Annotated in this window: 21 protein-coding genes; 14 read left to right on the top strand and 7 right to left on the bottom strand. The window is 40.1% G+C overall.

Annotation, left to right across the window (positions count from 1 at the left end; genetic code table 11):
• Positions 1–239: 239 nt before the first annotated feature.
• The 9 genes from ndk (at position 240) to der (ending at position 10973) form a co-directional block, all read left to right on the top strand.
• Complete coding sequence (ndk, locus tag GQR39_RS14825; protein ID WP_007377442.1) at positions 240–671, top strand: nucleoside-diphosphate kinase; 432 nt, start codon at positions 240–242, stop codon at positions 669–671.
• Between the two features lie 167 nt (positions 672–838).
• Positions 839–1969 carry a bifunctional tRNA (adenosine(37)-C2)-methyltransferase TrmG/ribosomal RNA large subunit methyltransferase RlmN gene (locus GQR39_RS14820; RefSeq protein WP_007583420.1) on the top strand — a complete coding sequence of 377 codons (1131 nt, stop codon included), beginning with the start codon at positions 839–841 and terminating at the stop codon, positions 1967–1969.
• A gap of 126 nt (positions 1970–2095) precedes the next feature.
• Complete coding sequence (gene pilW, locus GQR39_RS14815; protein ID WP_165736002.1) at positions 2096–3934, top strand: type IV pilus biogenesis/stability protein PilW; 1839 nt, start codon at positions 2096–2098, stop codon at positions 3932–3934.
• Entirely contained in the window at positions 3931–4800 is an 870-nt protein-coding gene (locus GQR39_RS14810; protein ID WP_101216262.1) for a RodZ domain-containing protein, read from the top strand. Before pilW ends, GQR39_RS14810 begins: the two co-directional genes overlap by 4 nt.
• Before the next feature lie 5 nt (positions 4801–4805).
• Positions 4806–5924 (top strand): flavodoxin-dependent (E)-4-hydroxy-3-methylbut-2-enyl-diphosphate synthase, encoded by a 1119-nt coding sequence (gene ispG, locus GQR39_RS14805; RefSeq protein ID WP_007583427.1) that lies wholly within the window; start codon positions 4806–4808, stop codon positions 5922–5924.
• A 398-nt stretch (positions 5925–6322) separates the two neighbouring features.
• Positions 6323–7603 (top strand): histidine--tRNA ligase, encoded by a 1281-nt coding sequence (gene hisS, locus GQR39_RS14800; protein ID WP_007583429.1) that lies wholly within the window; start codon positions 6323–6325, stop codon positions 7601–7603.
• 19 nt (positions 7604–7622) lie between these two features.
• Positions 7623–8243: a tetratricopeptide repeat protein gene (locus tag GQR39_RS14795; protein WP_007583431.1), complete on the top strand. Its 621-nt coding sequence runs from the start codon at positions 7623–7625 to the stop codon at positions 8241–8243.
• A 10-nt stretch (positions 8244–8253) separates the two neighbouring features.
• Positions 8254–9432 (top strand): outer membrane protein assembly factor BamB, encoded by a 1179-nt coding sequence (gene bamB / locus GQR39_RS14790; protein ID WP_007583433.1) that lies wholly within the window; start codon positions 8254–8256, stop codon positions 9430–9432.
• Positions 9433–9506: 74 nt separating this feature from the next.
• Positions 9507–10973 (top strand): ribosome biogenesis GTPase Der, encoded by a 1467-nt coding sequence (gene der / locus GQR39_RS14785; protein WP_024592997.1) that lies wholly within the window; start codon positions 9507–9509, stop codon positions 10971–10973.
• Positions 10974–11053: 80 nt separating this feature from the next.
• Here der and GQR39_RS14780 read toward each other — a convergent pair whose 3' ends face one another.
• Both GQR39_RS14780 and GQR39_RS14775 read right to left on the bottom strand, forming a co-directional pair.
• Positions 11054–11572: a zf-TFIIB domain-containing protein gene (locus tag GQR39_RS14780; protein WP_165736001.1), complete on the bottom strand. Its 519-nt coding sequence runs from the start codon at positions 11570–11572 to the stop codon at positions 11054–11056.
• Positions 11573–11613: 41 nt separating this feature from the next.
• The gene (locus GQR39_RS14775; protein ID WP_206007866.1) at positions 11614–12201 is read right to left on the bottom strand and encodes a DUF4202 domain-containing protein; all 588 of its coding nucleotides are present in this window, start codon (positions 12199–12201) and stop codon (positions 11614–11616) included.
• Positions 12202–12429: 228 nt separating this feature from the next.
• On the opposite strand from GQR39_RS14775, the gene GQR39_RS14770 reads away from it, so the two are divergent.
• On the top strand, positions 12430–14157 hold the full coding sequence (locus tag GQR39_RS14770) for a DUF885 domain-containing protein (RefSeq protein ID WP_165735999.1): 1728 nt from the start codon (positions 12430–12432) through the stop codon (positions 14155–14157).
• Between the two features lie 134 nt (positions 14158–14291).
• The gene (locus tag GQR39_RS14765; protein ID WP_165735998.1) at positions 14292–15611 is read left to right on the top strand and encodes a DASH family cryptochrome; all 1320 of its coding nucleotides are present in this window, start codon (positions 14292–14294) and stop codon (positions 15609–15611) included.
• 224 nt (positions 15612–15835) lie between these two features.
• Here the strand turns inward: GQR39_RS14765 and GQR39_RS14760 are convergent, their stop codons facing one another.
• Positions 15836–16918 (bottom strand): YeiH family protein, encoded by a 1083-nt coding sequence (locus tag GQR39_RS14760; RefSeq protein WP_165735997.1) that lies wholly within the window; start codon positions 16916–16918, stop codon positions 15836–15838.
• A 121-nt stretch (positions 16919–17039) separates the two neighbouring features.
• Here GQR39_RS14760 and GQR39_RS14755 point away from each other — a divergent pair, with 121 nt between their 5' ends.
• Positions 17040–17918, top strand: a complete 879-nt coding sequence (locus GQR39_RS14755; protein ID WP_165735996.1) for a LysR substrate-binding domain-containing protein — start codon at positions 17040–17042, stop codon at positions 17916–17918.
• A 123-nt stretch (positions 17919–18041) separates the two neighbouring features.
• On the opposite strand, the gene GQR39_RS14750 is transcribed toward GQR39_RS14755, so the two are convergent.
• From GQR39_RS14750 to GQR39_RS14735, 4 genes are all read right to left on the bottom strand, one after another.
• Positions 18042–18488 (bottom strand): hypothetical protein, encoded by a 447-nt coding sequence (locus GQR39_RS14750; protein WP_240918216.1) that lies wholly within the window; start codon positions 18486–18488, stop codon positions 18042–18044.
• 453 nt (positions 18489–18941) lie between these two features.
• The gene (locus GQR39_RS14745) at positions 18942–19400 is read right to left on the bottom strand and encodes a thioredoxin family protein (RefSeq protein WP_165735995.1); all 459 of its coding nucleotides are present in this window, start codon (positions 19398–19400) and stop codon (positions 18942–18944) included.
• A 119-nt stretch (positions 19401–19519) separates the two neighbouring features.
• Entirely contained in the window at positions 19520–21487 is a 1968-nt protein-coding gene (locus GQR39_RS14740; RefSeq protein WP_165735994.1) for a hypothetical protein, read from the bottom strand.
• A 120-nt stretch (positions 21488–21607) separates the two neighbouring features.
• The gene (locus GQR39_RS14735; RefSeq protein WP_165735993.1) at positions 21608–22534 is read right to left on the bottom strand and encodes a LysR family transcriptional regulator; all 927 of its coding nucleotides are present in this window, start codon (positions 22532–22534) and stop codon (positions 21608–21610) included.
• A 173-nt stretch (positions 22535–22707) separates the two neighbouring features.
• On the opposite strand from GQR39_RS14735, the gene GQR39_RS14730 reads away from it, so the two are divergent.
• Together GQR39_RS14730 and GQR39_RS14725 are read left to right on the top strand one after the other, a co-directional pair.
• On the top strand, positions 22708–23391 hold the full coding sequence (locus GQR39_RS14730) for a glutathione S-transferase family protein (protein ID WP_165735992.1): 684 nt from the start codon (positions 22708–22710) through the stop codon (positions 23389–23391).
• A gap of 98 nt (positions 23392–23489) precedes the next feature.
• A complete protein-coding gene (locus GQR39_RS14725) occupies positions 23490–24617 on the top strand; it encodes a zinc-binding dehydrogenase (protein WP_165735991.1) in 1128 nt (375 codons plus the stop codon).
• Positions 24618–24882: the final 265 nt, after the last annotated feature.

Here is a 24882-nt window from a genome sequence, read left to right as displayed (position 1 = left end):
GGAGACCATATATGAACTCTGAAAAATAAATCTATCCCAAGCAGGATTCAGATTAGCCATTAACAAATAAGTAAACAGAAGCGCGGCAGTATAAATGCGGTCAATAATTTGTATTTGATCGAGATCACAAAACGGCAACCAAACTGGTTTTTAATAAAATTAGGATTTTTCACTTAAAACGCGTATAATTCGCGCCCGTTAATATTCACACTTTTACTTAAAATTATTGGAGCATAAAGATGGCTTTAGAACGTACTTTTTCAATCGTAAAACCTGATGCAGTTGCTAAAAACCACATTGGCGCTATCTACAACCGTTTCGAATCTGCTGGCCTTAAAATCGTTGCAGCTAAAATGGTTCACCTTTCACAAGAGAAAGCTGAAGGTTTCTACGCTGAACATAGCGAACGTCCTTTCTTCGGTGCTTTAGTATCTTTCATGACATCTGGTCCAGTAATGGTTACAGTTCTTGAAGGCGAAAACGCTGTTCTTAAAAACCGTGAAATCATGGGTGCTACTAACCCTGCTGAAGCACTAGCTGGTACTTTACGTGCAGACTACGCTGATAGCATCGACGAAAATGCTGTTCACGGTTCTGACGCTGTTGAATCTGCTGCTCGCGAAATCGCGTACTTCTTCGCTGACGAAGAGCTTTGTTCACGTACTCGTTAATTCGAATTCGTTAACATATTGAAAAGGGCTTTCGGGCCCTTTTTTAGTCATTACGTAAAGTATTAATCAGAAACTCATGATGTTTTACTTAATGATTAAAGTGAGTGAATTGTGTACAATTCGTCCTCGTAAATTTTATCTCCACCGTCACCGATTGAGGTTGTTTCATGACCGAGCAAAAAAAGATTAACTTATTAGATTTAAACCGAGAAGCAATGCGCGAGCTATTTGCATCGTTCGGTGAAAAGCCGTTTCGTAGTGACCAGGTGATGAAATGGATTTATCATTTTGGCGTAGATAACTTCGACGATATGAGCAACGTAAACAAAAAGCTTAAAGAAAAACTTAAAGCTGAGTGCGAAATTGTAGCGCCAGAAATCACTGTGCGCCAACAAGCAAGCGACGGTACTATTAAGTACGCACTTATTCTAGAAGGCGGCCAAGAAGTAGAAGCCGTTTGGATCCCTGAAAAAGAGCGCGCTACGTTATGTGTATCATCACAAGTGGGTTGTGCTCTTGAGTGTACTTTTTGTTCTACTGCTCAACAAGGCTTTAACCGTAACTTAAAAGTATCTGAAATTATTGGTCAAGTTTGGCGTGTAGCTAAAGATATAGGCCTTGATGGCCATAGCGAAAAGCGCCCAGTAACTAACGTTGTAATGATGGGTATGGGCGAGCCTTTACTTAATCTTAAAAACGTAGTGCCAGCAATGGAACTAATGATGGACGATTGGGGCTTTGGTTTATCTAAGCGCCGCGTAACATTAAGTACTTCAGGCGTTGTACCTGCACTTGATTTACTAAAAGAGAAAATTGACGTAGCACTGGCTATTTCACTTCACGCACCCGATAACGCACTGCGTGACATTTTAGTGCCAGTTAATAAAAAGTACCCTATTGAAGAATTTTTAGCCTCGTGTCGTCGTTATATCGATGGCTCAAAAGCAAATAAAGATGTAACGGTTGAATACGTGATGCTTAACGGTATTAACGACAGCACCGATCAGGCGCATGCATTAGTGCAAACGTTAAAAGGCACACCTTGTAAAGTAAACCTTATTCCGTTTAACCCGTTTCCGGGTAATGAATACACGCGCTCAAGCAATAGCCGTATTGACCGTTTTTCAAAAGTATTACAAGCAGCAGGCGTTACCTGTATTGTGCGTCGTACTCGCGGTGACGATATTGACGCTGCTTGCGGACAGTTAGTCGGTGATGTAGTTGACCGTACTAAACGTTTAGCTAAAAAGAAAATGCGTGACGATAACGCAATTAGCGTTAATATCCACCAAGCATAATCTGTAACCACCCTATGTTAATTAGTCATGTAGGGTGGTTAAGTTGTTTATTTTTAAATAAATGATGCAACAACAAAGGTTTTAGGTAAGATAGGCGCCATGGACTAAAAATAAAGAGATAAGGTAATGCGATCTATACTTGCTATAACACTATCAACACTTGCCTTAAGTGGCTGTGTTAGCGAAAGTAGTTATAACGGCAGTAATAAGCCCGTCGTCGAAAATAAAATTAATAATACTGGCGCAGCACGAACACGAATTGCTTTAGCCCTACAGTATTTAAAAACGGGTAATAACTCTCAAGCCAAATACAATTTAGAACGTGCAGCTGCATTTGCTCCTGACCTACCTGAAGTACATTACTCTCTTGCTTATTACTATCAACAAGTAGGCGAAAACCCGCTAGCTGATAAAGCCTACCAAAAAGCACTCGAAATAAAGCCTGACGATCCTAATACCCTTAATAACTACGGCGTGTTTTTATGTGGTATTGATGAATACGATCGTGCAACTGATCAATTTTTAAAAGCCATTGAAGTACCAAGTTATATTCGCGTTGCCGAAAGTTACGAAAATTTAGCCTTGTGTGCTATTGAATTTGATGATTTTGAAAATGCAGAAAGTTACTTTCAACAGGCACTTAATCACAGCTCTCAGCGTACATCTACGTTAATTAGTTTAGCAGCGCTGTATTACGCAAAAAGTGACTTATACAAAGCCAGTGAACTTTTAAAACGCTACGAAAGCACAGGTCGAGTATCTTCTCGCGCATTAATGCTTAGCTATCTTGTAAAAAACAGAATGGGCAGAATAGAAGAGGCTGAAAAAATTTCCAGCACTATTTTACAAACTTACTCTAGCAGTAACGAAGCCTATGCATTAAAAGAGAAAAGAACACGTTTTAATGAGTTTGAAATACTGCGAGAAAAATACCGCAAAGCGCAGTTAAAAGAACTAAAAAATGACGAAAGCGGCGCGCACGTTAGTTCAAAACCAAAAATAAAAGTAATCAGAAAGAAACGTTCACCACAAGACGGTTCAACAAGCTTGGTAACAAACAACGAACAAAAAACAGATAAAAAGATCGCAACAGCAAATAACCAAGATGTAAATCCAGTTATAGTAAGAGAAAAGCAAGCTAAGGCGGTACAAAACACGGCCAGTAAGCAAGCCGACGAAGCAACCGTAATAGCAAAACAAATAACAACTCAAAAAGAAGAAGTTCCTAAAGTCGTCGCGCCAAGCAAACCTACCGATACATCGGCTGTTATGCTTGCACTTACTACTGAGCACGACTCTGCAGATTCCGTAGTAGCTGCACCTAAAAAAGCTAAGCCCGTTTACGAACCTCAAAAAGAAGCTATAGCAGCAAAGCAACCAACTAAAGCTGATGACGAAGTTACAATAATTTCGTTTGGCGCTCCTAAAACAGGCCAGTTTAATTCGCAGCAAACTAGTAACTATAGTAATTCAGTTCCTGCAGTTACCGCTCAAAAAAATAATAGTGACGTGGTATTCTACGAAGCGACTAAAAATACAACTGTATTTGAAAATAGCAGCTATCAAAATGATGCAGATATTGAATTTAAAAGTTACGAAGCAGTACAAAAAACAGAGCTCCCAATGCTTAACCCTAAAGTATCGCCTTTACGCGTGCCATTTCACGTAATTGCTGTTGGCGAAAACCTATTTAGCATTTCGGTGCGATACAATGTTAAACTACAAAAGCTCCTGCAATGGAATGGTCTAAAAGAGTCGGATCGGGTAATGAATGGAAGTAAAATATACCTAAACGATCCAAATATTTATTACGAAATTAAAGCTGGTGATTCCCTTTACGATATAGCTACCCAGCGGCATGTATTAATTGATGAATTAATGCGATGGAATAAATTAAGTCCTGATATAGCACTAAAACCAGGGCACAAACTTTTACTAGTGGATCCAGACTCATACACATTATGAATGAAGAAAATACGCAAACACAGAGCGAACAGCCAACTGTAGGCCAAATATTAAAAAATCACAGAGAACAAGCGAACGTTAGCATAGCGACTATTGCTGCACCGTTAAAGCTGTCTGAACTTCAAATTAAACGCCTTGAAAATGATGAATTTACATTACTCGGCCCTATTACTTTTGTTAAAGGCTATATAAAAAACTATTGCCGTGAATTAAAAGTAGATAGCGCACCTATTTTAGCAATGATGCCAGCCCCACCAGAGCCGGCTAAACCCGCTAATATGCAGAGTTTTTCACGCCGTACAGAAAAAGAAGCAAACGACAGTCGTTTAATGTTTTTTAGCTATTTAATTTTAGCGATTGTTATTGGCTCATCTGCTTTATGGTTTTGGCAAAACGCGACACCTATTGAAGAGCAAACAAGTAACATAAACGTTGCCAACTCAAAAATGAGCGAGCGCCAAGCCGCTCAACCCAGTATCTCAGAGCAACAGCAACAAGCCGAAATTGACGATGAATCATTATTAGAATCACAAAGCACGTCTAGTGAAACATCAACAAGCCCAGAAATAGTTAAAGAAACGGCTCCTATTGCTTCTAACAGCGCAAGTCAAGAAGATGCTAGCAGTACAATTGTCATGAACTTTAATGGCGAAAGTTGGGTTGAAATTTACGACGGCGAAGGCGAAAAAATAGCATTCGGCGTTAAAAAAGCAGGCTACATTATGACCGTAAGCGGTACGCCTCCTTTTTCAGTTGTGCTTGGTAAGCATGACGCTGTAGACATTACTTTAAACGGTGAACCTGTAGATGTTTCTGCATTTCCTCAAAACCGTTTAGCCAAATTTACATTACCACTAGCAGAGTAGTCGCTATGTTTTCAGAATCTCCAATTAAACGCAGAAAATCCACCCGAATCAATGTAGGTAACGTCCCTATTGGTGATGGTGCCCCTATTGCAGTGCAATCAATGACCAACACCGACACCATGGATGTTGATGCAACTGTTGCACAAATACAGGCAATACAAGATGCAGGTGCCGACATAGTCCGTGTATCAGTACCAACAATGGATGCAGCCGAAGCGTTTAAAAGTATAAAAGAGCAAGTAACGATTCCGCTAGTTGCCGATATTCATTTTGATTATCGTATTGCCTTAAAAGTAGCAAAATACGGTGTAGATTGCCTGCGTATAAACCCGGGGAATATAGGTAGTGAAGAGCGTATTAGAGCCGTAGTAGACTCAGCACGCGAGCACAACATTCCTATTCGTATTGGTGTAAATGGCGGTTCACTAGAGCGCGACTTACAAGAAAAATACGGCGAACCAACACCAGAAGCCTTATTAGAATCAGCAATGCGCCATGTAGATATATTGCGCCGCCTTGATTTTGACCAATTTAAAATATCAGTAAAAGCGTCTGACGTATTTTTAGCTGTAGGTGCATATCGCTTACTCGCTAAAGAAATAGACCAACCACTGCATTTAGGTATTACCGAAGCGGGCGGCATGCGCTCAGGCTCTGTTAAATCTGCAGTAGGTTTAGGTATGTTATTAGCCGAAGGTATTGGCGATACCCTGCGTGTATCACTTGCTGCCGATCCTGTTCAAGAAATTAAAGTCGGCTTTGATATCTTAAATTCATTGCGCATTCGTTCGCGTGGAATTAACTTTATTGCCTGCCCTAGCTGCTCACGCCAAGAGTTTGATGTAGTAAGCACCATGAACCAACTTGAAGAGCGCTTAGAGGATATTATCGAACCTATGTCAGTTTCGGTAATTGGTTGCGTTGTAAATGGACCAGGTGAAGCGCTTGTGAGTGATATAGGGCTTGCCGGTGCAAATCGTCGTTCTGGTTTGTATATAAATGGCGAACGCCAAAAGGCGCGCATTGATAACAACAACATTGTTGACCAGCTTGAAGGTTATGTACGCGACTTTATAGAGAAAAAGCAGAGCCAAACACCGATTGACATAAAAATAGTCGAATAAATACCGCATAAAGCGCCAAACAGCGGTGTTTGGCGTTTACCTTTATAGTTAGTGGATACCCAAACGACCCCAAGATACAGAATTCAGCGTTTCACAGGCTCTTAATATCAAGGCGTTACTTTGCAAGAATGGCAATCCCTTTTAAAAAGTAACAACGATGAGAGTAAGTGTCTGTGAAACACCCAACGGGTTGGTTTAAAAGCGATTTATACTGCGTTATTGATTTTAACAATAGAACCACTATTACTTTCAATCAATGCCTTGCCTAAATCGCTTTTAATTCCAACTGAAACTCGCATCTTGGGGTGGTTTGGGTATATAATGGCGGGTCAATTTTTAGCATTCTTGTTGTGTAAGCATTTTTCATTACACAAAAAAACAGCATTTAGGATTTATCAGTGGCAAAACAAATTCAGGCAGTTCGCGGTATGAACGATTGTCTGCCGGGCGATACACAAGTTTGGCAGAAAGTAGAAAACATTTTACGCGAGACAGTAGCATCGTTCGGTTATCAAGAAATTCGTTTTCCTATTGTAGAATCAACCGACTTATTTAAACGCTCTATTGGTGAAGTTACCGATATAGTAGAAAAAGAAATGTACACCTTTGCCGATCGCAATGGCGACTTATTAACACTTCGCCCAGAAGGCACCGCAGTATGCGTACGTGCTGGCAACCAAAATGGCTTACTATATAATCAAGAACAACGCCTTTGGTACATGGGTCCAATGTTTCGTCACGAGCGTCCGCAAAAAGGTCGTTACCGTCAGTTTCACCAATTTGGTTTAGAAACATTTGGTATTGCTACAGCAGATATAGACGCAGAAGTTATTTTATTAACAGCGCAACTATGGGAAGCCTTTGGTATTACTGACCACGTTCGTTTAGAGCTAAATTCTCTAGGATCTAACGAAGCGCGTGCAGATTACCGTGATGCGTTAGTAGCCTACCTTGAGCAACACATTGATGTGCTTGATGAAGACTCAAAACGTCGTATGTATTCAAACCCATTACGCGTACTTGATAGCAAAAATCCAGACGTACAAGCAATTTTAACTGATGCGCCTAAATTGTCTGAAAATTTAGATGCTGAATCAAAAGAACATTTTGCAAATTTATGTGAACGTTTAGACGCTGCTGGCGTCTCATATACGGTTAATGAAAAGTTAGTACGTGGTTTAGACTACTACAACCGCACTGTATTTGAATGGGTAACCGACAGTTTAGGTGCACAAGGCACTGTATGTGCTGGCGGACGTTACGATGGCTTAGTTGAACAACTTGGCGGCAAAGCAACGCCAGCAGTTGGTTTTGCAATGGGTCTAGAGCGCTTAGTATTATTACTACAAGCACTTGAGTGTGTAGGTGACATTCGTCGTAATGCTGATGTATATTTAGCAGCAATGGGCGACAAAGCAAGCATTCAAGCTCCTGCAATTGCAGCGCAACTACGTAAAGACGTACCGGGTTTACGCGTTATGGTACATGCGGGCGGCGGCAACTTTAAAAAACAATTAAAACGTGCTGATAAAAGCGATGCACTTGTTGCAGTGATTATTGGTGAAGATGAATTAGAAAAAGGCGTTGTGACCATCAAGTATTTACGCGAGCGTAAAGAACAAGTCACATTAGAATTAGAACAAGCTAAAGCGCTATTAGCTGAGCTTATTAACGGCTAAGCGAACATTAGAGGTAAGAATGGATATTTATTCAACAGAAGAACAACAAGCAGAAGCCATTAAACGCTTTTTCCGTGAAAACGGCATTTCACTTGCGCTAGGTATACTTGTTGGCCTAGGTGGCTTATATGGCTGGAAAGCATATAACCAAAACCAAATTACTACCGCTGAAAAAGCATCCGATTCATATACAGCGCTTGTTGAAAGCGATGATGTTTTATCTTCAGCTGATGCGTTTATTAGCGAAAATAAAGACACAAACTACGCAACACTTGCTGCATTCGTTGCTGCAAAAGACGCAGTAGAAGCGAAAAAACTAGACGTAGCAAGCGAAAAGCTAAGCTGGGTTGTGTCTAATACGCCAAATACAGAATTAAAAGCAATTGCGATTACACGTTTAGCACGTGTTCAAATTGCGCAAACTAAATATGACGATGCATTAACGACATTAAATGCACCATTACCTGAAGCGTTCAATGCAAACGTGGCCGAGCTTAAAGGCGACATTTACACTGAGCAAGGTAATAAAGATCAAGCACGTACTGCATACCAAGCAGCAATAGATGCGGGTGGATTAACAAGTAACCCACTATTACAAATTAAGTTAGATGACCTAGCAGTAACTAGCCCAGCGGCATAAGGTTTTAGGCATGAAAAAATTTACAACAGCAGCCCTTGCCCTATGTATGGCAACATTGATGGGTTGTTCATCAAGTGATGATGAAGATGAACTAGTACTTCCTGAAATTGTAAACCAATTTGAAACTGACGTTGTTTGGCAAGAATCTGTAGGTGATGGCGTAGAGCATTATTTTTCTCGTTTAACACCCGCAGTTTACAAAGATACTGTGTATGTTGCTAGCCGCGAAGGCCAAGTAGAAGCGCTTTCGCTTGATAATGGCGATACAAAATGGGAAACCGATGTACGCCAAGATTTATCGTTTTGGCCTTGGGCTGACAACGGTAATGCAAAATTATCAGGTGGTATTTTGCAAGCCTATGGTAAAATTTATATTGGTTCTGAACACGGCTTTATTATTGCTCTTGATCGCGAAACTGGTGAAGAAGTTTGGCGTAAAAACGTACCAGGCGAATCTCTGTCTAAACCAACAGCAGGCGATGGCTTAATATTTGTAAATTTAGGCTCTGGTAAATTGTTAGCCCTTCACCCAGATACAGGCGAAGAGCGTTGGAGCTTTGAACAAGAAGTTCCACCACTAACATTACGCGGACAAAGCTCGCCAACCGTTGCTAACGGTGGTGTATTAGTAGGCCTTGAAACAGGCAAGCTAAGCGTATTAATTTCAGACAGTGGTTACTCAGCATGGAGCGCAGAAATTGCGGTTGCTAAAGGCGCATCAGAATTTGAACGCCTAGTTGACGTAGACACTCAACCACTTATTAGCGGTCCATACGCTTACGCTATAGCTTACAACGGCAACTTAGCCGCTGTAGATATTCGCTCTGGCAATGTTGTATGGAAACGCGAGTACAGCAGCTACCGCGAAATTGCGATGGATGCACAAACAATTTATTTAGTAGATAGCGATGGTGTTATTTACGCATTAGATAAAAATTCAGGTATTGAACGTTGGAGCCAACCCGCTCTACGCGGTTGGTACCTAACAGGCCCTGCAGTTGCAGGTAGCCACTTAGCTTTAGGCGACCAAGAAGGTAACCTACATTGGCTAAATAAAGAAACTGGCGAGCTAGTATCTCGTGAAGACTTTGACAGCTCGGGCTTTTTTGTTGAGCCAGTTGTTGCCGACGATAAGCTAATTTTATACACCCGTGATGGTGAAGTTAGTATGGTAAAAATACCAAACTAAGTTACTAATAGTCATATGGTTTTTTTAAGGCTTCGCACTGCGAAGCCTTTTGTTGTTTTTTAAAGAGGTAGTTTATGCTTCCCGTGATCGCTCTAGTTGGGCGACCCAATGTGGGCAAATCCACATTATTTAACCGTTTAACACGTACTCGTGATGCACTCGTAGCCGATTTTCCAGGTTTAACACGAGATAGAAAATATGGCCAAGCTAGTTACGATGGCTATGAATTTATCGTGGTAGACACGGGCGGTATTGATGGCTCAGAAGAAGGCATCGAAATCGAAATGGCAGATCAATCTCTGCTAGCTATTGAAGAAGCTGACATTGTTCTGTTTTTAGTAGATGCTCGTGTAGGTATGACCGTAGCTGACCAAGCAATTGCTAATCACTTGCGTAAACAAGATAAAAAGTGTTTTGTTGTTGCCAATAAAACCGATGGTATTGATGCAGATTCAAACTGTGCTGAATTTTACCAATTATCATTAGGTGAAATTCATCACATTGCTGCATCGCATGGCCGTGGTATTACGTTATTACTTGAGCAAACACTTCAGCCGCTTATTGCTGAATTAGCTGCACAAGACGAAGACGTAACAGGCGATGACGAAGAGCTTATTAATCTTTACGAAGAAGATGAAGACAGCGATACCGATCATCAGGCATTTGCAGACAAACCTGTAAAGCTTGCGATTATTGGTCGTCCTAACGTTGGTAAGTCAACGCTTACAAACCGTATACTGGGTGAAGATCGCGTAATTGTATACGACATGCCAGGTACAACACGTGACTCTATCTACATTCCGATGACTCGAAATGAAAAAGAGTATGTGTTAATTGACACCGCAGGTGTTCGTAAGCGTAAAAAAGTAAGCGACGTAGTTGAAAAGTTCTCTGTCATTAAAACGCTTCAAGCAATCGAAGATTGTAACGTTGTGTTATTGATTGTTGATGCTCGCGATGGTATTTCTGATCAAGATTTAAGCTTATTAGGCTTTGCTCTTAACTCAGGTCGTTCATTGGTAATTGCAGTGAACAAATGGGATGGCTTAGATGATTACGTTAAAGATCGTATTAAATCAGAGCTCGATCGCCGTTTAGGCTTTATAGACTTTGCGCGCTTACACTTTATATCTGCACTGCATGGTACAGGTGTTGGTCATTTATTCGAGTCTGTTGACGAAGCGTACGAGTCAGCTACTAAACGTATAAGTACTGCAATGTTACGTCGTATTATGGACATGGCTCAAGCCGATCACCAGCCGCCACTTGTTCGTGGTCGTCGTGTTAAGCTAAAATATGCGCATGCCGGTGGTTATAACCCACCACGTATTGTTATTCACGGTAACCAAGTTAAAGATTTACCAGATAGCTATAAACGCTACCTGATGAACTACTACCGTAAAGCGCTTAAAATTATGGGCACACCTATCAAAATCGAATTTAGAGAAGGTGAAAACCCATTTGCTGGTCGTGTTAATAAAGTAACACTGTCGCAAAAGCGTAAAATACGTGCATTTGCTAAAGAAAACCGTAATAAATAAACTTTTCAAGAGTTAGTTTATTACAATAAAAACGGCGTACTTTTTAGTACGCCGTTTTTGTTTTAATATGTTATTAAGAGTTACAAACCAAGTAAAGCTAAGCGCACTAAGTTCTCCACCGTGGCTTCATGTGCATTTTTATTTTTATTAGTTGGCGTAAACCTAGAAGTAGGTGATTTAATAGTTATAAAGCCATGATTGGTTGCCATTTCATGAGCTAATAGCTTTCGCTCTTTAGGTGTTAAATGGTTTTCGTGTATTTTTGCCAGCTCGCCGCTATCAAGCCATATTCCTGCACAACCTGGGCATTCATCTATTTCGACGGCCTTTACTGGCGAAAAATACCTGCGCATCATTACAATTTTTTTGCACTTTGGGCAATTAATTCGTAGCGATACATCGTATTCACTCTCGCTATGTTCACTCTCGCTATGTTCACTCAAATGCTTTAGCAACACCTGACCATGCTTTAGCTCTGGCGAACTAAATTTAAAAATTTGGCTGTTATCAAAAAATACGCCGCCTTGCACTGAAGTGTAAACAGTAATACCGCAAATTAATAACGGCTCAAGAGAGGCATTTGTACGTGGGCAAAACATTCTAAAAATCCTTTTTATTTTAATACCTAGCTTACACTACTTTACTCAAGCGCTTTATGAATAAGCCCAACAAGCGGCGTTGGTAATGTAATATTACCTGTAAGTACAAACTCATGGGCTTCATCTGACATTTTTTGCCATGTGCGGCGAATAATACCAATCCATTTTTCTTCATTGTAATCTGGTTTTGCACTGGCAAACCCAAGCATGTAGTGTTCAATAAACACCAAACTTGCTACATCTTCAACTAATTGGCTATCTGGATTGCGCTTAATATCTTTTTTAGCAACAGCGTTATAAACACGGTTTTGGTCAGTATCGTTAAACCCAGCTTGTTTCATTAATTCAACGGCTAGTGACGCATGAAAAATATAAAGTGCGCTACGCCATTGATGATAACCCTGCTTGTTCATTTCAAAGTCGCTACGTGGCGATTTCCAACGCTGAATATGCTGTGCACGCACTGCAATTTGCATGAGTGCATCGGCATCAGGTTTAAAACGAGTTAGCATTTCGCTCATGCGCAAGGCGTATAAACTTTCTTTTGGAACGCTTTGCCCATTGAGTTGCTCGCTATTTGGGTCTTGGCTGTTGGCCTCATCAATTAAGGTGATTACTTTATTAAACATGACGGTCATTTATTGTAATTAGTTTTAATCATTCTAAACGCTGATAAAACAATAAACTAGAGCTGCTCTAAGTTATGCAGTGAAATTTGTTCAATCAAAATATAAAACCAATAAATACTGATTATAAAAGTAAGCGCATTGATTAAGTTAACTTGGTACTATATTAAAAACAAAAATGATAAATGTGCGTACACTAATAAAAATTAACGCGCTAAAAATGAGAATAATATGTTTAAAAAAACAATTTTAGCTATTTGCTTAGCTGTAGCATCACTGCCGAGCGCAGCCGATAGCAATGCAGATTTAAAAACCATTATCGATAACCATTGGCAAAATGCAAAAGCCGAAAAAATATTCTTTCGTACCGACCCTGATGGTTGGAAACCCAGTGGTACATTACCAAATTGGACCGAACAAGCCATTGCAAAGCGCCAAGCTTATAATAACAATGTATTAAAAAACTTAAGTAAAATAGATCCTAAAACGCTGAGCAGCTCGCAATTAATGAACTACCGTTTATTTAAATACGAGCGAGAAACAGAGCAGCAAAGTTACCTTTTTCAAGATAAGTATTTTCAGGTTAACTTTTTAAGTGGCTGGCATACCTACGTTGCCGAAGCACCGGCTAATATGGCATTTTTAACACCTGATGATTACAACTCATTTTTAGTAAGCCTTGCCGACTACCCTCGCTTTAATCAAGAAAACATTAACTTGATGAAAGAAGGTATTGAAAAGGGTTACACGCACTACTGCAAAACATTTGAAAATTACAGCCAGAGTATTAACGCTCATATTGTTAAGCAACCTGAAAACAGCGCCTTATACGAGCCCTTTACACGCATACCAAATACATTTACAGCAGAGCAAAAGGCAACATACCAAAACAAAGCAAAAGCCTTAATTAGCTCAAAAGTAGTTCCGGCTTATCAACACTTTTACGACTTTTTTGAAAACGATTACATGCCTAACTGTAGAGCAGAGCCGGGTATTTCAAGCGTTAAAGGCGGGCTTGAGTATTACAAATATGCAGTTAATTACTACACCACAACCAATGCCACACCAAAGCAAATACACGAGCTTGGCTTAAAAGAAGTGGCACGTATAAAAACACAAATGCAAAACATCATTGATAAAGTAGGCTTTGATGGCTCTTACAGCGATTTTTTAGAATTTTTAGCAACCGACGAGCAATTTTACGCAACAGACGCGCAAGACTTGCTTGAAAAAACAGCCTTTATTACGCAAAAAATGTATGGCAAGTTACCAACCTATTTTAATCATTTACCACGTAATACCTTTACTATAAAAGGCTCAGCGAGTCGCGGCGCGTTTTATATGCCACCTGCTGATAACCGCTCCCCTGGCACTTACTTTTTAGCCTCAACACCTAAATTGCAACCTTTGTATAATTTAGAAGCGCTAAGCCTGCACGAGGCAATACCAGGGCACCATTTACAAAACGCTATTGCAATGGAGTTAGATGTACCCGAATTTAGACGCACACTTAGCCACTCAGCATTTGGCGAAGGCTGGGCACTTTACACCGAACGTTTAGGTAAAGAAGCCGGCTTTTATCAAAACCCATACAGCGACTTTGGTCGTTTAGGTTACGAAATGTGGCGTGCCGTGAGACTCGTTGTTGATACCGGTATTCATGCATTTGGCTGGAGCCGCCAAAAGGCAATTGACTACTTGGCAGATCACACTGCTTTGCCACAAAGCGCGGTCGAGGATCAAATAGATCGTTATATTTCATGGCCAGGCCAAGCGCTCTCTTACAAAATGGGCGAAATAAAAATACGCGAACTGCGTGCAAAAGCCGAAAAAGAGCTAGGTGCTAAGTTTGATATACGCAGCTTTCACGACACCGTAATCGGCCAAGGGTCACTCCCTATGGAAGTGCTAGAAGATGTAATAAACGATTGGATAGCAGAGCAAAAATCAGCTATTTAAATTTTAATAGAGGCGGCTTACTTAGCCGTCTCTATTAGTTAAGTAAACTGCCGAGCTAATTAAAATACCTAACCATTAATCCTCACCCGCTTTTGCTTCGTACCACTTTAGAGTTTAAAAACCTGAGCAAACCTATGAGCAAACGTATTTTATATTGGCTACAAAACGATTTACGAATAGACGACAACCCTATTTTAAGCGAACTTGCTACTGAGCAATGTGCGCTCGATATTGTATTTGTAATAAACCCACACTGGTTTAAAAATAATAACTATCAACAAAAGCCATATGGCGTGCACAAACAGCAGTTTTTAATGCAAAGCTTATTTGAGATGCAACAAGCGCTTATTGAACGCGGGCAAACACTGCACGTACTTGAGGGTGAACCTGTTAGTGTTTTAAAGCAGCGTATAGCTGAGCAACATATTGACGAAGTAGTGTGCAGTGAACATGTTGGAACCTATGAGCAGCGCCAACTTGCGCGACTAAAAGCACATTGCTCACATGTCATATTTAAAACAACTCAACAAGACACTCTATTTCAACAAAGCGACCTCCCTTTTGATTTAGACGAGCTGCCCAAAAGCTTTACCCCATTTAGAAAAAAAGTAGAGGCGGTAAACATACCTATAACAACCTCAACCCTGCCTAAAGGTTTACTCCCTCAACCTATAACATTATGTGCGGCCAAACCAGTTGAGCTTAGTGAATATACTGATGACAACAACGCGATAATGCACGGCGGATTTAAAAGTGCGCAAGCTCATTTAACGCAATACTTTTCAGGCTTGCTACCAAGTACCTATAAAACAACTCGAAACGAGCTTGATGGCTTTAATAACACCACAAAATTTAGTACCTGGCTTGCCTTTGGTTGTGTAAGTGCGAGGCAAGTTTATAAAGCTGTTGAACAGTACGAACATAACCAAATAACAAACGAGTCTACCTACTGGATTAAATTTGAATTGCTATGGCGAGAGTATTTTAAATGGCATACACTTAAAGCAGGCAACAGCCTATTTAGCTTTAAAGGTCAAAAGCAAACAAAACCCCTTACTACGTTTATACCAAACCGCTTTGCTGCGTGGTGTAATGGCTCAACACCCTACCCATTAGTCAATGCCATTATGAACGAGCTTAATGCTACGGGTTATATATCAAATAGAGCAAGGCAAATTGCTGCAAGCTGCTTAGTTAACGAACTTGGCCTTGATTGGCGCTATGGCGCGGCTTATTTTGAACAACAATTGATTGATTACGATGTAGCCGCTAATTGGGGTAATTGGCAATATATAGCGGGTGTAGGGGTCGATCCGCGTGGTGGTAGGCACTTTAATATTGAAAAACAAACCACGCAGTTTGATCCGCACGCTGTTTACACTAATAAATGGCAAGGCAATGAAAATACCAGCACACAGCTGGATACTTTAAACGAAGTTGATTGGCCAATTTAAGCCGCCAATCTAGTTAACCTGAGTTCTGGATAATAAATCTATCTCAAGCAGCTATTTTTAGCGCTAACTGCGTTGAATTTACTTGCAATAGGCCAGCTATTGACGCGTAAGTTCGCCTTGTTTTCAACAAAAATTTCTAGCCAGAGAGAAACAAGCTTAAATATCGTTATTATTTATAGCGTTTTTAAATCTCTTAACCAGAATTCAGGTTATTCATACAAAATTTAAAACAGCTCAGCAATGCCTATATTAATAGCGTAACCACCCAATGTTAAAAACAAAAATAAACACAGCGCCAGTAGCAGCGGTTTAATACCGGCTTGGCGAATTGCCCCAAAATGTGTGCGTAAACCCAAAGCCACCATAGCAATAGTGAGTAATATATTATCAAACCATACAATAGCGCTTGAAACCACTTGAGGAATAATAGAGAGTGAATGCACACCACTTGCCACAATAAATAACACTGCAAACCAAGGGATGGTAATACCCGCTTTTTGCTCACCTCCATGCACGTTATTGTTTGTTTTTGCATGCTTTTTACTTTGCCAAAACGATAATCCCACTAAAAATGGCGCGAGCATCATCACGCGTAGCATTTTTTCTATAACGGCGGTATCAGCAGCATTGGCGCTTACAGCTGTGCCCGCTGCAACCACTTGTGCTACTTCATGAATGGTTGAGCCTACAAAAATACCATATGCGTGCTCACTCAGCCCTATATACTCAAACATGATTGGGTAGGCAAACATACTCAACGTACCAAATACCACCACCGTTGCTACAGCTACCGATACTTTATGTGCCTGCGCTTTTATTACAGGCTCGGTTGCCATTACAGCTGCTGCGCCACAAATAGAGCTACCTGCGCCAATTAATATTACTGTTTGCTCATCAAGCTTAAATACTCGTTTGCCAAGCTGTATTGCTAATATAAACGTACCACTGAGCATAACAATGTCGGTTAGTAAGCCATGCCAGCCAACGCCAGCTACCTGTGCAAAGGTAATTCTAAAACCAAATAAAATAATACCTGCTTTGAGTAAAATACTTTTAGCGTAATCAACACCTATATCGGTTTGCGTAGCAATACGCGAAAACACACTGTTACCCACAATAATGCCAAGCACAATACCAATAGTTAAGGAGCTAAACTGCGCGCTTTGCATTACCGGTAACTTACTCATGGCAACAGCAACACCCGCTAAAACAATAACCAATAGCATTCCTAGCCACCAACGCGAGTTGGTATACTGCTTAGTATTAATACTAAAAAGCTGTGGCATATCTTTAATTGCACTAAGCATAGTCATCCCTTAATAAAGTCATCGTAATTAATTGACTTCATTTTAAGAAAGCGCAAAATATAACTCCAATACATTAAAATCATGATTCGATAACTTAAGGTTATGTGATTTGAGAGGCACAATGAACTTGCATGCACTTCGGGTGTTTTATACGGTTGCTAAATTAGGCAGTTTTTCAGCAGCAGCTGAGGCGCTTTTTATAAGCCAACCAGCTGTGTCTAAAGCTTTAAAAGAGCTTGAGTATCAGCTAAATATACAACTTATTGAGCGTGCATCTAAGGGTAAGAAACTCACCTTAAGTGAAGGCGGACAAGCACTTTTTGAACATGCTCGTAGTATTTTTGCTATTGAAAAGGCAGCCATTGAAGATATTAAATCACGCACAGGGCTTAAGCGCGGCACACTCGTTATAGGCACCAGTACAACCATTGCCAGTTATTGGCTACCGCCTTATTTAGCCAAATTTTGTGCGCAGTACCCGCATATAAAAGTAGAAGTACAAGTTGCTAATACCGCGCAAATTGAGCATGCCTTACTTGAATGCACTATAGATTTAGCACTGGTTGAAGGCACACCTACCGAGCCGCATATAATAAGTAAGCACTGGCAAAACGATTTAATGAGTATCGTTATACCCAGTAACTTTAAGCTCACTAAAGACTTAAAAGCATGGTTAAACGAGCAGTTTTGGCTACTGCGCGAGCCAGGCTCTGGCACTTTAGAAATGTCGGTAAAGTTATTAGCAGAGCATGGCGTACAAACAGAGCAAAGTATGCAATTAGGCAGCAACGAAGCCATAGCAAGGGCCGTCGCTCAAGGTATGGGGGTCGCTTTATTGCCAAATGTAGTTACTGAGGATTTGGTGCAGCTTGGTAAATTAACACGCCTGAGTCAAAAAAATAACGAGCACCTCTCTCGGCCACTGTATCAACTACATTATAAAGACAGACCGTCTTCGCATGCTGCGCAAGCATTCGAAAAAAGCCTGTTTAGTGAATAATGCTCACAATCTGTAAGTAGTAAGGCACCAGTAGCAAATTTAGATAAAGTTTAATATATGAAGTCAAAATTTGAGCCCTTCAGTCTTTCTGATGCCTATTAGCTAAGTTAAAACTCACTTGTGTTACGTGATACACCTTTCATGCTTCACTATTAAATTAAAATAATTTTTAAACATGTGTTCAGAACTGATATCCCTTAAATCCACATCAAAATAGTAGCCGCTTTCTAAAAGTTCCAAACTTTCTAAATCATTGCAAATGCGTTTAAGAATTAAATATTTATACTTTGGAGTTATGCTTTTAATGTCATCCGGAATGAGCCCTTCGGCATCAAAATTCAAAACAACTCTTAAACTGGTACCTGAATAGCCATAGTTTACAAAACTAATTCGGCTATCAATAGATGAAAAAAAAGCGCTGTAGTGATTTTTATCTTCTTCGTATTCCCATTGAGAAGCATCCCCCCAAATCAAGACAAAAATAACGCCAAAAGCAGCTGCAGCTACAAACAATTTGTTGGCATTTATCAAAAACCACAATTGAACTTTTTCAGATCGCATTAATTTCATAAGTCACATAACTTTTAAGTAAAAGACTAAATCAGTCGGATAAAATAAAAGACTAATAATCAAAACTAAAGTCTTGCTCATTCACATGTGTGGATAATATAACTAAGGTTAAGAAAAATACCTTGATGCTACACCAATGCCGATAAGTAAAATAATTAATAAAACCCAATATCTTTTTGAACCATCTAAATTTTCACCGCACACTGGGCAAGATGATGACGCGATTGGAGTACCGTTAAGATTTGTCGTTTTAACTATTGGGGAGGTAATTCCTGATTTACACTTTTTGCACTTCATAAATATCCATATTAATTATAAATAAAATCGCGGGATGATGCTCACATAACGCTTACCTAATTGACGTTAAATGACAGGCTATAATTAGCAACAAATCAAAGAATGCCAAGCTTTATACATCCTTTTAATTGAATTGCCATAACATAAGAATAGACCTTACAAACCCTTAGTTAAATCTTGTGCCAATGTACCCGTTGGTTTTTCAATTACGCGTACTAACTCTTTACCATTATCTTTTACTATAAACGTAGGGGTGTATTGCAAGTCGTTAGCCTGTGCAATACCTGCATCGTCTTGCTTGTTGTAACCTACGGCCACATATTCAATGCTTGCAAGTTGTACTTTTGATTCATCTAGTAACTTAATTAAACGCGGCACTTCGCGCTCACTGTCGTGGCACCATGTGCCAAATAATACAATTAGCTCTTTACCTTCTAGCTTTTGCATTAATGCAATGTCCTGTGCTGTTGGCGTAAATGCTTTGTATTGCTCGTTAAACTTGTCGTAGTCGCTTAGCAGTACATCAGTGGTAATTCCGCCCGAAAAAGGTGCATCAGCAGCGCAGCTTACAAGCGGCATGCTTAAAGCGCACAGTAAAATTAATTGTTTAAACATAAGGATGCTCTTAATTTAGGTATTAATTTAGGTATTAATTTAGGTATTAATTTAGGTATTAATTTAGGTATTAAACGACTATACCCAATATTGAGCGTGGAGTGAATAATTCTCAGGCGTTACTTTTTATCCATAAAAAAGTTTACTTGCGATAAGTTAGTTAAATATTCTCGCCTTACGTCTTTATTCTCAGCTAGCTTGTCTAAATCACCAATCAAGGTAACTAGTTTATTATGAGAATGGCTGCTTGTTTTTTTAAACTCATCTTGTTTTTCGTCGCTCTCAACACGCTCTTTTTTATTCATGTTGTAGCTGTTTTCGTTTTCTTCAAGCCAAATATCATCAATTAAGCGAATGTCACTTTTGCTAATGGTTTGCTCTTGCATCGCCATTTGCAGCTCGTATTGATTAGTTTGCGGGTTAAACGCATACATTTTTGTATCAACATCAACCTCGTGAGACTGATCGAGCCCCACAAGTTCTTTATTTTTAACTGCGGTACCTACGTTATAACTCTCTTCTTTGTCGTAATAATCAGGGCGACTGTATTGATAATCAAAGTGGCTGCTTACATTTTTACTTTGCGTTACACCGCTAAGCTCCCCTAATTGGGCTTGCTCAGTCGCTTGGCTTAGCTCAATGGTACTTTTAGGCTGATAGTCGCCGTTATCCAGCGCATAAGAAAATGTAGCATCAAAATCAGCGAGCTTAGAAATCCCCGCTCCTAATGTATTCGGCGCTTTATTACCTAGCCCTTGATAACGGCTATCGTTTGCGACCATGTTATCAACTAAATCGGCTACCATAGCGCGCCCGTCATTAAAGTGCTGATCTGCAAGCGACTCCAAATTGCTATAACGCTCAGCCGCCGACGACATACTCGCAAAAGCGCCTTTAAATAATGCAAAGCCCTGCAGCATTGCTTCGTCGCCTTTTCGCCCAAATGCCGACTCTTTATCGTCTTTGGTACTGTTTACTCGGCTATCTTCTAAGCTTTGATCGAGCGACGCTAAATACTGCTGCATTTGCTGCGTGTCTTTAGCGCCAATGGTTGACATATCAAGTGCAAAATCAATGTCGTTTTGCCCACCTGCGGCTTTAAACACAAGTGCTTGCTGGTTTGATGCTTCATCAATGGAGTAACTTAAATCAAGCGTGTTCTCTTTCGAATCAAGATCTTTATTTTGCGTTGTTGAAAACGACACATCAAAGCCTGTTAGCTGCTCACTATTAAACCCTGCTAAAAAATCTAAACTCATGTCTGTTTGGTTTGGCACTATAAGAGGATTAAATGAGTTTTCACTCACTTTAAAAAATTCATCGGCCATTTCGCCAACACCACTGAGCACCTGCGTAAGTGCTTTATGCTCAGCCTCAGATAAATCGCCATTTACTTCGTAACTTAAACTAAAGCCATCAACGGCTTCGCCTGTCTTTTCATCGTACCCTTGCGATGAGTTAAAGGTAATGTTTATAACATCACCTTCTTTAGTTTTTACCGAGAGCTCAAACAGGTAGTTATCGTCATCCTCGTATTTTGCGCGATTGAGGCTTTCCATGTAGGGATTAAGTGAGCGCTCAACACGTTGCTGACTTGAGGCTAAAAACGTTTTTTGCTCATGCCCAAGCTGACCTAAACTCGATAAAATATCGCTGGTATTAGCATAAGCACCCTGAATATTTTTAACCGACGTATTTAATCGCTCAATTAATTGGGTACTGTTTTCGTTTTTTAATAACCCCTCATGCTGAGAGCTTATTACGGTGCGCAGGGCGAGTTCTTCATCGGAGAGTTTATAGTTAAGCGTGCTAGGCGTACTTGAAATAGTAAATAGCGAGGTAAGTTGCTGTTGTAAAATATCCCCTACTTTTTGATTGCTAGCTAGTGCTTCGTCAATAGTTTCGTTATTTAGCTGGCTTAATAATTCATCGGATATTTTGGGGGCGTTAGTTTGTAAATCATTAATAGCTTGAAGGTCGCTACCGGTTAGCAGCGAAGGACTCACAGAGGTTTGGTTAGCGTTATTAACTGATTGGGCAAGTAAAGTGCTTAAATTAGACTGGCTGCCAAGTGCATTATTAACCATGATTATCCTTAATCGCTAAACCCTATTAAGTAATGTATCGGGCGCTTAGCTAAAAGCTTTAGCTTAAGGTGATATTTTTTACCTATTATTTATACAAACAATAGGCCTAACTCTTAAGGCCTATTTTATTCGCTTACTACCTTCATCTGTTTCTTTTATTCTTTTTACTAAAAAGTCGACCGCCGCTTTCACCTTTGGTACTAAATAACGCTGTTTTTGATACAACAAATAAACCGCCATAGTCGCATTTTGGCTTATCGCTAATTCATGCTCAAACTTAAGCTCTTGCAACTGGCCAGACTCAAGGTATGAGTCGAGCGCCCACCGAGTAGACATTAAAATGCCCTCACCATTACACGCTTTTTTAGCCAGCCACGAACCGTTATTTGAAATAGCGACCGCAGGCCCAGAAACGTCGTGCCATTGCTCATCTACTTTACATAACCACGGCGTTGGCCCCGCTGGCGTTTTAAAATAAAGCCCATTATGGTGCTTTAATTCCATGGCGTTATTTGGCACACCGTATTTTTGTAAATAGCAGGGTGACGCGACAGGAATAAAGCCATTATCCATTAGTTTTATTGCTAGCACGCGCTCATTTGGCGCGTAACCACCACGAATCGCAATATCAACATCGTCACGCCCAAGTGTCGACAGCTCATCATTTAAGCTAACATCTAATATAATTTCAGGGTATAGCGCGCTAAATTCATCTAGCAGTGGCAGTAATATTTTGTCACCAAAACTCACCATTGAGCTTATACATAATCGCCCCATTGGTGTTGTTTGATAACTGCGTACAGTTTCGTGGCTTTGCTCTAGCTGATTTAATATTTGCTGAACATCGTTATAGTAAATTTGCCCAACTTCGGTCAATTTAACTATGCGGGTCGAACGCTTTAAAAGCGTCGCCCCTAGGCTTTTTTCTAAATCAGCAACCCGCCGCGACAACGACGAGGGCGGCACATCAAATGCTTTTGCGGCTTTGGTAAAACTGCCCGTTTCAACCACTTTAATAAAATACCGTATGGCTTTTAGTTGATCCAAGTCGCCTCTCCATTAAATAAAATGCTTTATTGTCTTAAAGACAAAAGTGATTCGCATTTTCCCCTATATATAAGCAAATTAAAACAAGTAATAATGTACTCAACCTAAAGACAGGGACTTAAATTGCATTTTTGGCAATTAAACACCTTCACTTAATGATGGAAAGCTGACTTATGATTACTTTGCACGGTTTTGCTGCTAGCAACTATTACAACCTAGTTAAACATGTACTTTTACACAAACAACTGCCATTTAAAGAACACCTTGTTTACGGCGGTAGTGAAGAGTTATTAGCAATCAGCCCTGCAGGCAAAGTGCCTGCAATCACAACAGCTAATGGCCTTAATATTTCAGAGTCGAGTGTTATTTGCGACTTTATAGAAGAGTCGTACCCGCAAACCCCGCTATATCCTAAAGATGCAGGTGAGCGCGCAGTTGTACGTCAAATTATGAAAATGGCAGAGCTTTATTTTGAACTGCCAAGCAGACGGTTCATCCCTTATGTATTTTCAGGCGCTGAAGTACCTGAAACAACTAAAGCCGAAGTACGCCAAGTATTAACGCGTGGCGTAACCGCTTTGAGTAGCGTGTGTAAGTTTTCGCCTTGGATTGCAGGCGAGCAATTTACCATGGCAGACATTTACGTTTATTACGTAAACACCATAGTTAGCGCCTTTGGCTCAAGCCAGCTTGATTGGGATGTACTTGAACAAGTACCCGGCATGAAAGAGTGGAACGAATCAATGAGCCAATTAGCTATTACCCAAAGTATAGAGGCCGATCGCCAAGCGAATATGGCTGAATTTATGCAAAAAGTGAAAGCGCAAATTCAAGCAGCAAAGCTAAATAACGCGTAGCTATAAAAGTATCTATTCTAATTTTTAATTACTAATACAGATCGCCAATACAATAATGTGATTGGCTTAACAAATTTAATTCTTTGCAGGAGACACCTATGACAGATAAAAATATCCAACTGACTTCAACTATCAGCGAAGACAATAAACTAACACTTGTCTTAAAAAACATCGAGATGCCAAAGCCAAGTGCCGATGAAGTAGTTATTCGCATTGAAGCTGCACCATTGAACCCATCAGACTTAGGCGTTTTATTCAGCGCAGCTGATATGTCTACTGCAAAGCAATCGGGTACTGATGAAGACCCAGTAATTACTGCAGATGTTCCAGCGCAATTTATGCCATCACTTAAAACCCGTGTAGGTAAAGCAACACCAGTAGGTAATGAAGGCGCGGGCACCGTAGTAGCAGCAGGCTCATCACCAGCCGCACAAGCATTAATGGGTAAAACCGTTGCAGTAATTGGCGGCGGTACGTATCGTCAATTTATATGTGCCAATGTACAAAGTTGCCTAGAGTTAAAAGAAGGGACTACCGCAAAAGAAGGTGCATCATCTTTTGTTAACCCACTTACCGCACTAGCAATGGTAGAAACCATGCGCGCTGAAGGCCATAAAGCTATTATCCACGCCGCAGCGGCCTCTAACCTTGGCCAAATGCTAAACCGTATTTGTATTGCCGATGGCGTTGATTTAATTAATATTGTTCGCAAACCAGAACAAGAAAAATTACTGCGCGATATGGGTGCAAAATATATTGTTAACTCAAGCAGCGACACTTTTCTTGCTGACCTAACAGCTGCAATAATCGAAACCGGTGCAACTATAGCGTTTGACCCTATTGGTGGCGGCCAACTAACAAGTGACATACTTAACTGTATGGAAGTTGCAGCTGCGCGCGATATGAAAGAGCACACAATTTATGGCTCTGATACATTTAAACAAGTGTACATTTATGGCGCGCTAGACCGCGGCCCTATTACATTAAACCGTAACTTTGGCTTTGCTTGGGCTGTAAACGGGTTCTTGTTATTTAATGCTTTAGGTAAATTAGGCACAGATACAGTAATGAAAATGCGCAAACGCGTTGCTGATGAAATTACCACTACATTTGCGAGCAACTACACGCACGAAGTGTCATTAGCTGAGGTGTTACATTTACAATCAATCGCGGCTTATTCTAAACAAGCAACAGGCGAAAAGTACTTAATTAAACCTCAAGCTTAACTAAATATTCTTCGTTAAAAATTAAAAAGCAGATGCTAATTAGGTATCTGCTTTTTTGTCGTATTAAAAACTTTAAAATATAATGAATGCGCAATAGGCTCACTAATTGTTATTGAATTTATAATTTTTAATACACTCAAGCCATCAATGAAATTCTGGTATAAATGAATATCTAAATTACTTAACGCATTTAAGAACGTATCTTTAGAAATATCACCTGGAATCACCTTCTAGCATTATAAAACTTCAACAAAGATCCTCTTTG

The organism is Pseudoalteromonas sp. C8 (genome assembly GCF_011378685.1).
In the GTDB taxonomy this organism is placed as follows: domain Bacteria; phylum Pseudomonadota; class Gammaproteobacteria; order Enterobacterales; family Alteromonadaceae; genus Pseudoalteromonas; species Pseudoalteromonas arctica.
The sequence above is the reverse complement of the archived record's forward strand: the minus strand, read 5'-3'. Positions and strand labels throughout refer to the sequence as shown.

Coding starts and splice junctions, on each gene's coding strand:
- GQR39_RS14750 (WP_240918216.1), bottom strand. CDS start 18,488: ATGAAATTAATGCGATCTGAAAAAGTTCAATTGTGGTTTTTGATAAAT.
- GQR39_RS14745 (WP_165735995.1), bottom strand. CDS start 19,400: ATGTTTAAACAATTAATTTTACTGTGCGCTTTAAGCATGCCGCTTGTA.
- pilW (WP_165736002.1), top strand. CDS start 2,096: ATGCGATCTATACTTGCTATAACACTATCAACACTTGCCTTAAGTGGC.
- GQR39_RS14760 (WP_165735997.1), bottom strand. CDS start 16,918: ATGCTTAGTGCAATTAAAGATATGCCACAGCTTTTTAGTATTAATACT.
- GQR39_RS14795 (WP_007583431.1), top strand. CDS start 7,623: ATGGATATTTATTCAACAGAAGAACAACAAGCAGAAGCCATTAAACGC.
- GQR39_RS14740 (WP_165735994.1), bottom strand. CDS start 21,487: ATGGTTAATAATGCACTTGGCAGCCAGTCTAATTTAAGCACTTTACTT.
- ndk (WP_007377442.1), top strand. CDS start 240: ATGGCTTTAGAACGTACTTTTTCAATCGTAAAACCTGATGCAGTTGCT.
- GQR39_RS14725 (WP_165735991.1), top strand. CDS start 23,490: ATGACAGATAAAAATATCCAACTGACTTCAACTATCAGCGAAGACAAT.
- GQR39_RS14820 (WP_007583420.1), top strand. CDS start 839: ATGACCGAGCAAAAAAAGATTAACTTATTAGATTTAAACCGAGAAGCA.
- GQR39_RS14765 (WP_165735998.1), top strand. CDS start 14,292: ATGAGCAAACGTATTTTATATTGGCTACAAAACGATTTACGAATAGAC.
- GQR39_RS14770 (WP_165735999.1), top strand. CDS start 12,430: ATGTTTAAAAAAACAATTTTAGCTATTTGCTTAGCTGTAGCATCACTG.
- GQR39_RS14730 (WP_165735992.1), top strand. CDS start 22,708: ATGATTACTTTGCACGGTTTTGCTGCTAGCAACTATTACAACCTAGTT.
- GQR39_RS14755 (WP_165735996.1), top strand. CDS start 17,040: ATGAACTTGCATGCACTTCGGGTGTTTTATACGGTTGCTAAATTAGGC.
- GQR39_RS14775 (WP_206007866.1), bottom strand. CDS start 12,201: ATGTTTAATAAAGTAATCACCTTAATTGATGAGGCCAACAGCCAAGAC.
- GQR39_RS14780 (WP_165736001.1), bottom strand. CDS start 11,572: ATGTTTTGCCCACGTACAAATGCCTCTCTTGAGCCGTTATTAATTTGC.
- ispG (WP_007583427.1), top strand. CDS start 4,806: ATGTTTTCAGAATCTCCAATTAAACGCAGAAAATCCACCCGAATCAAT.
- bamB (WP_007583433.1), top strand. CDS start 8,254: ATGAAAAAATTTACAACAGCAGCCCTTGCCCTATGTATGGCAACATTG.
- GQR39_RS14810 (WP_101216262.1), top strand. CDS start 3,931: ATGAATGAAGAAAATACGCAAACACAGAGCGAACAGCCAACTGTAGGC.
- der (WP_024592997.1), top strand. CDS start 9,507: ATGCTTCCCGTGATCGCTCTAGTTGGGCGACCCAATGTGGGCAAATCC.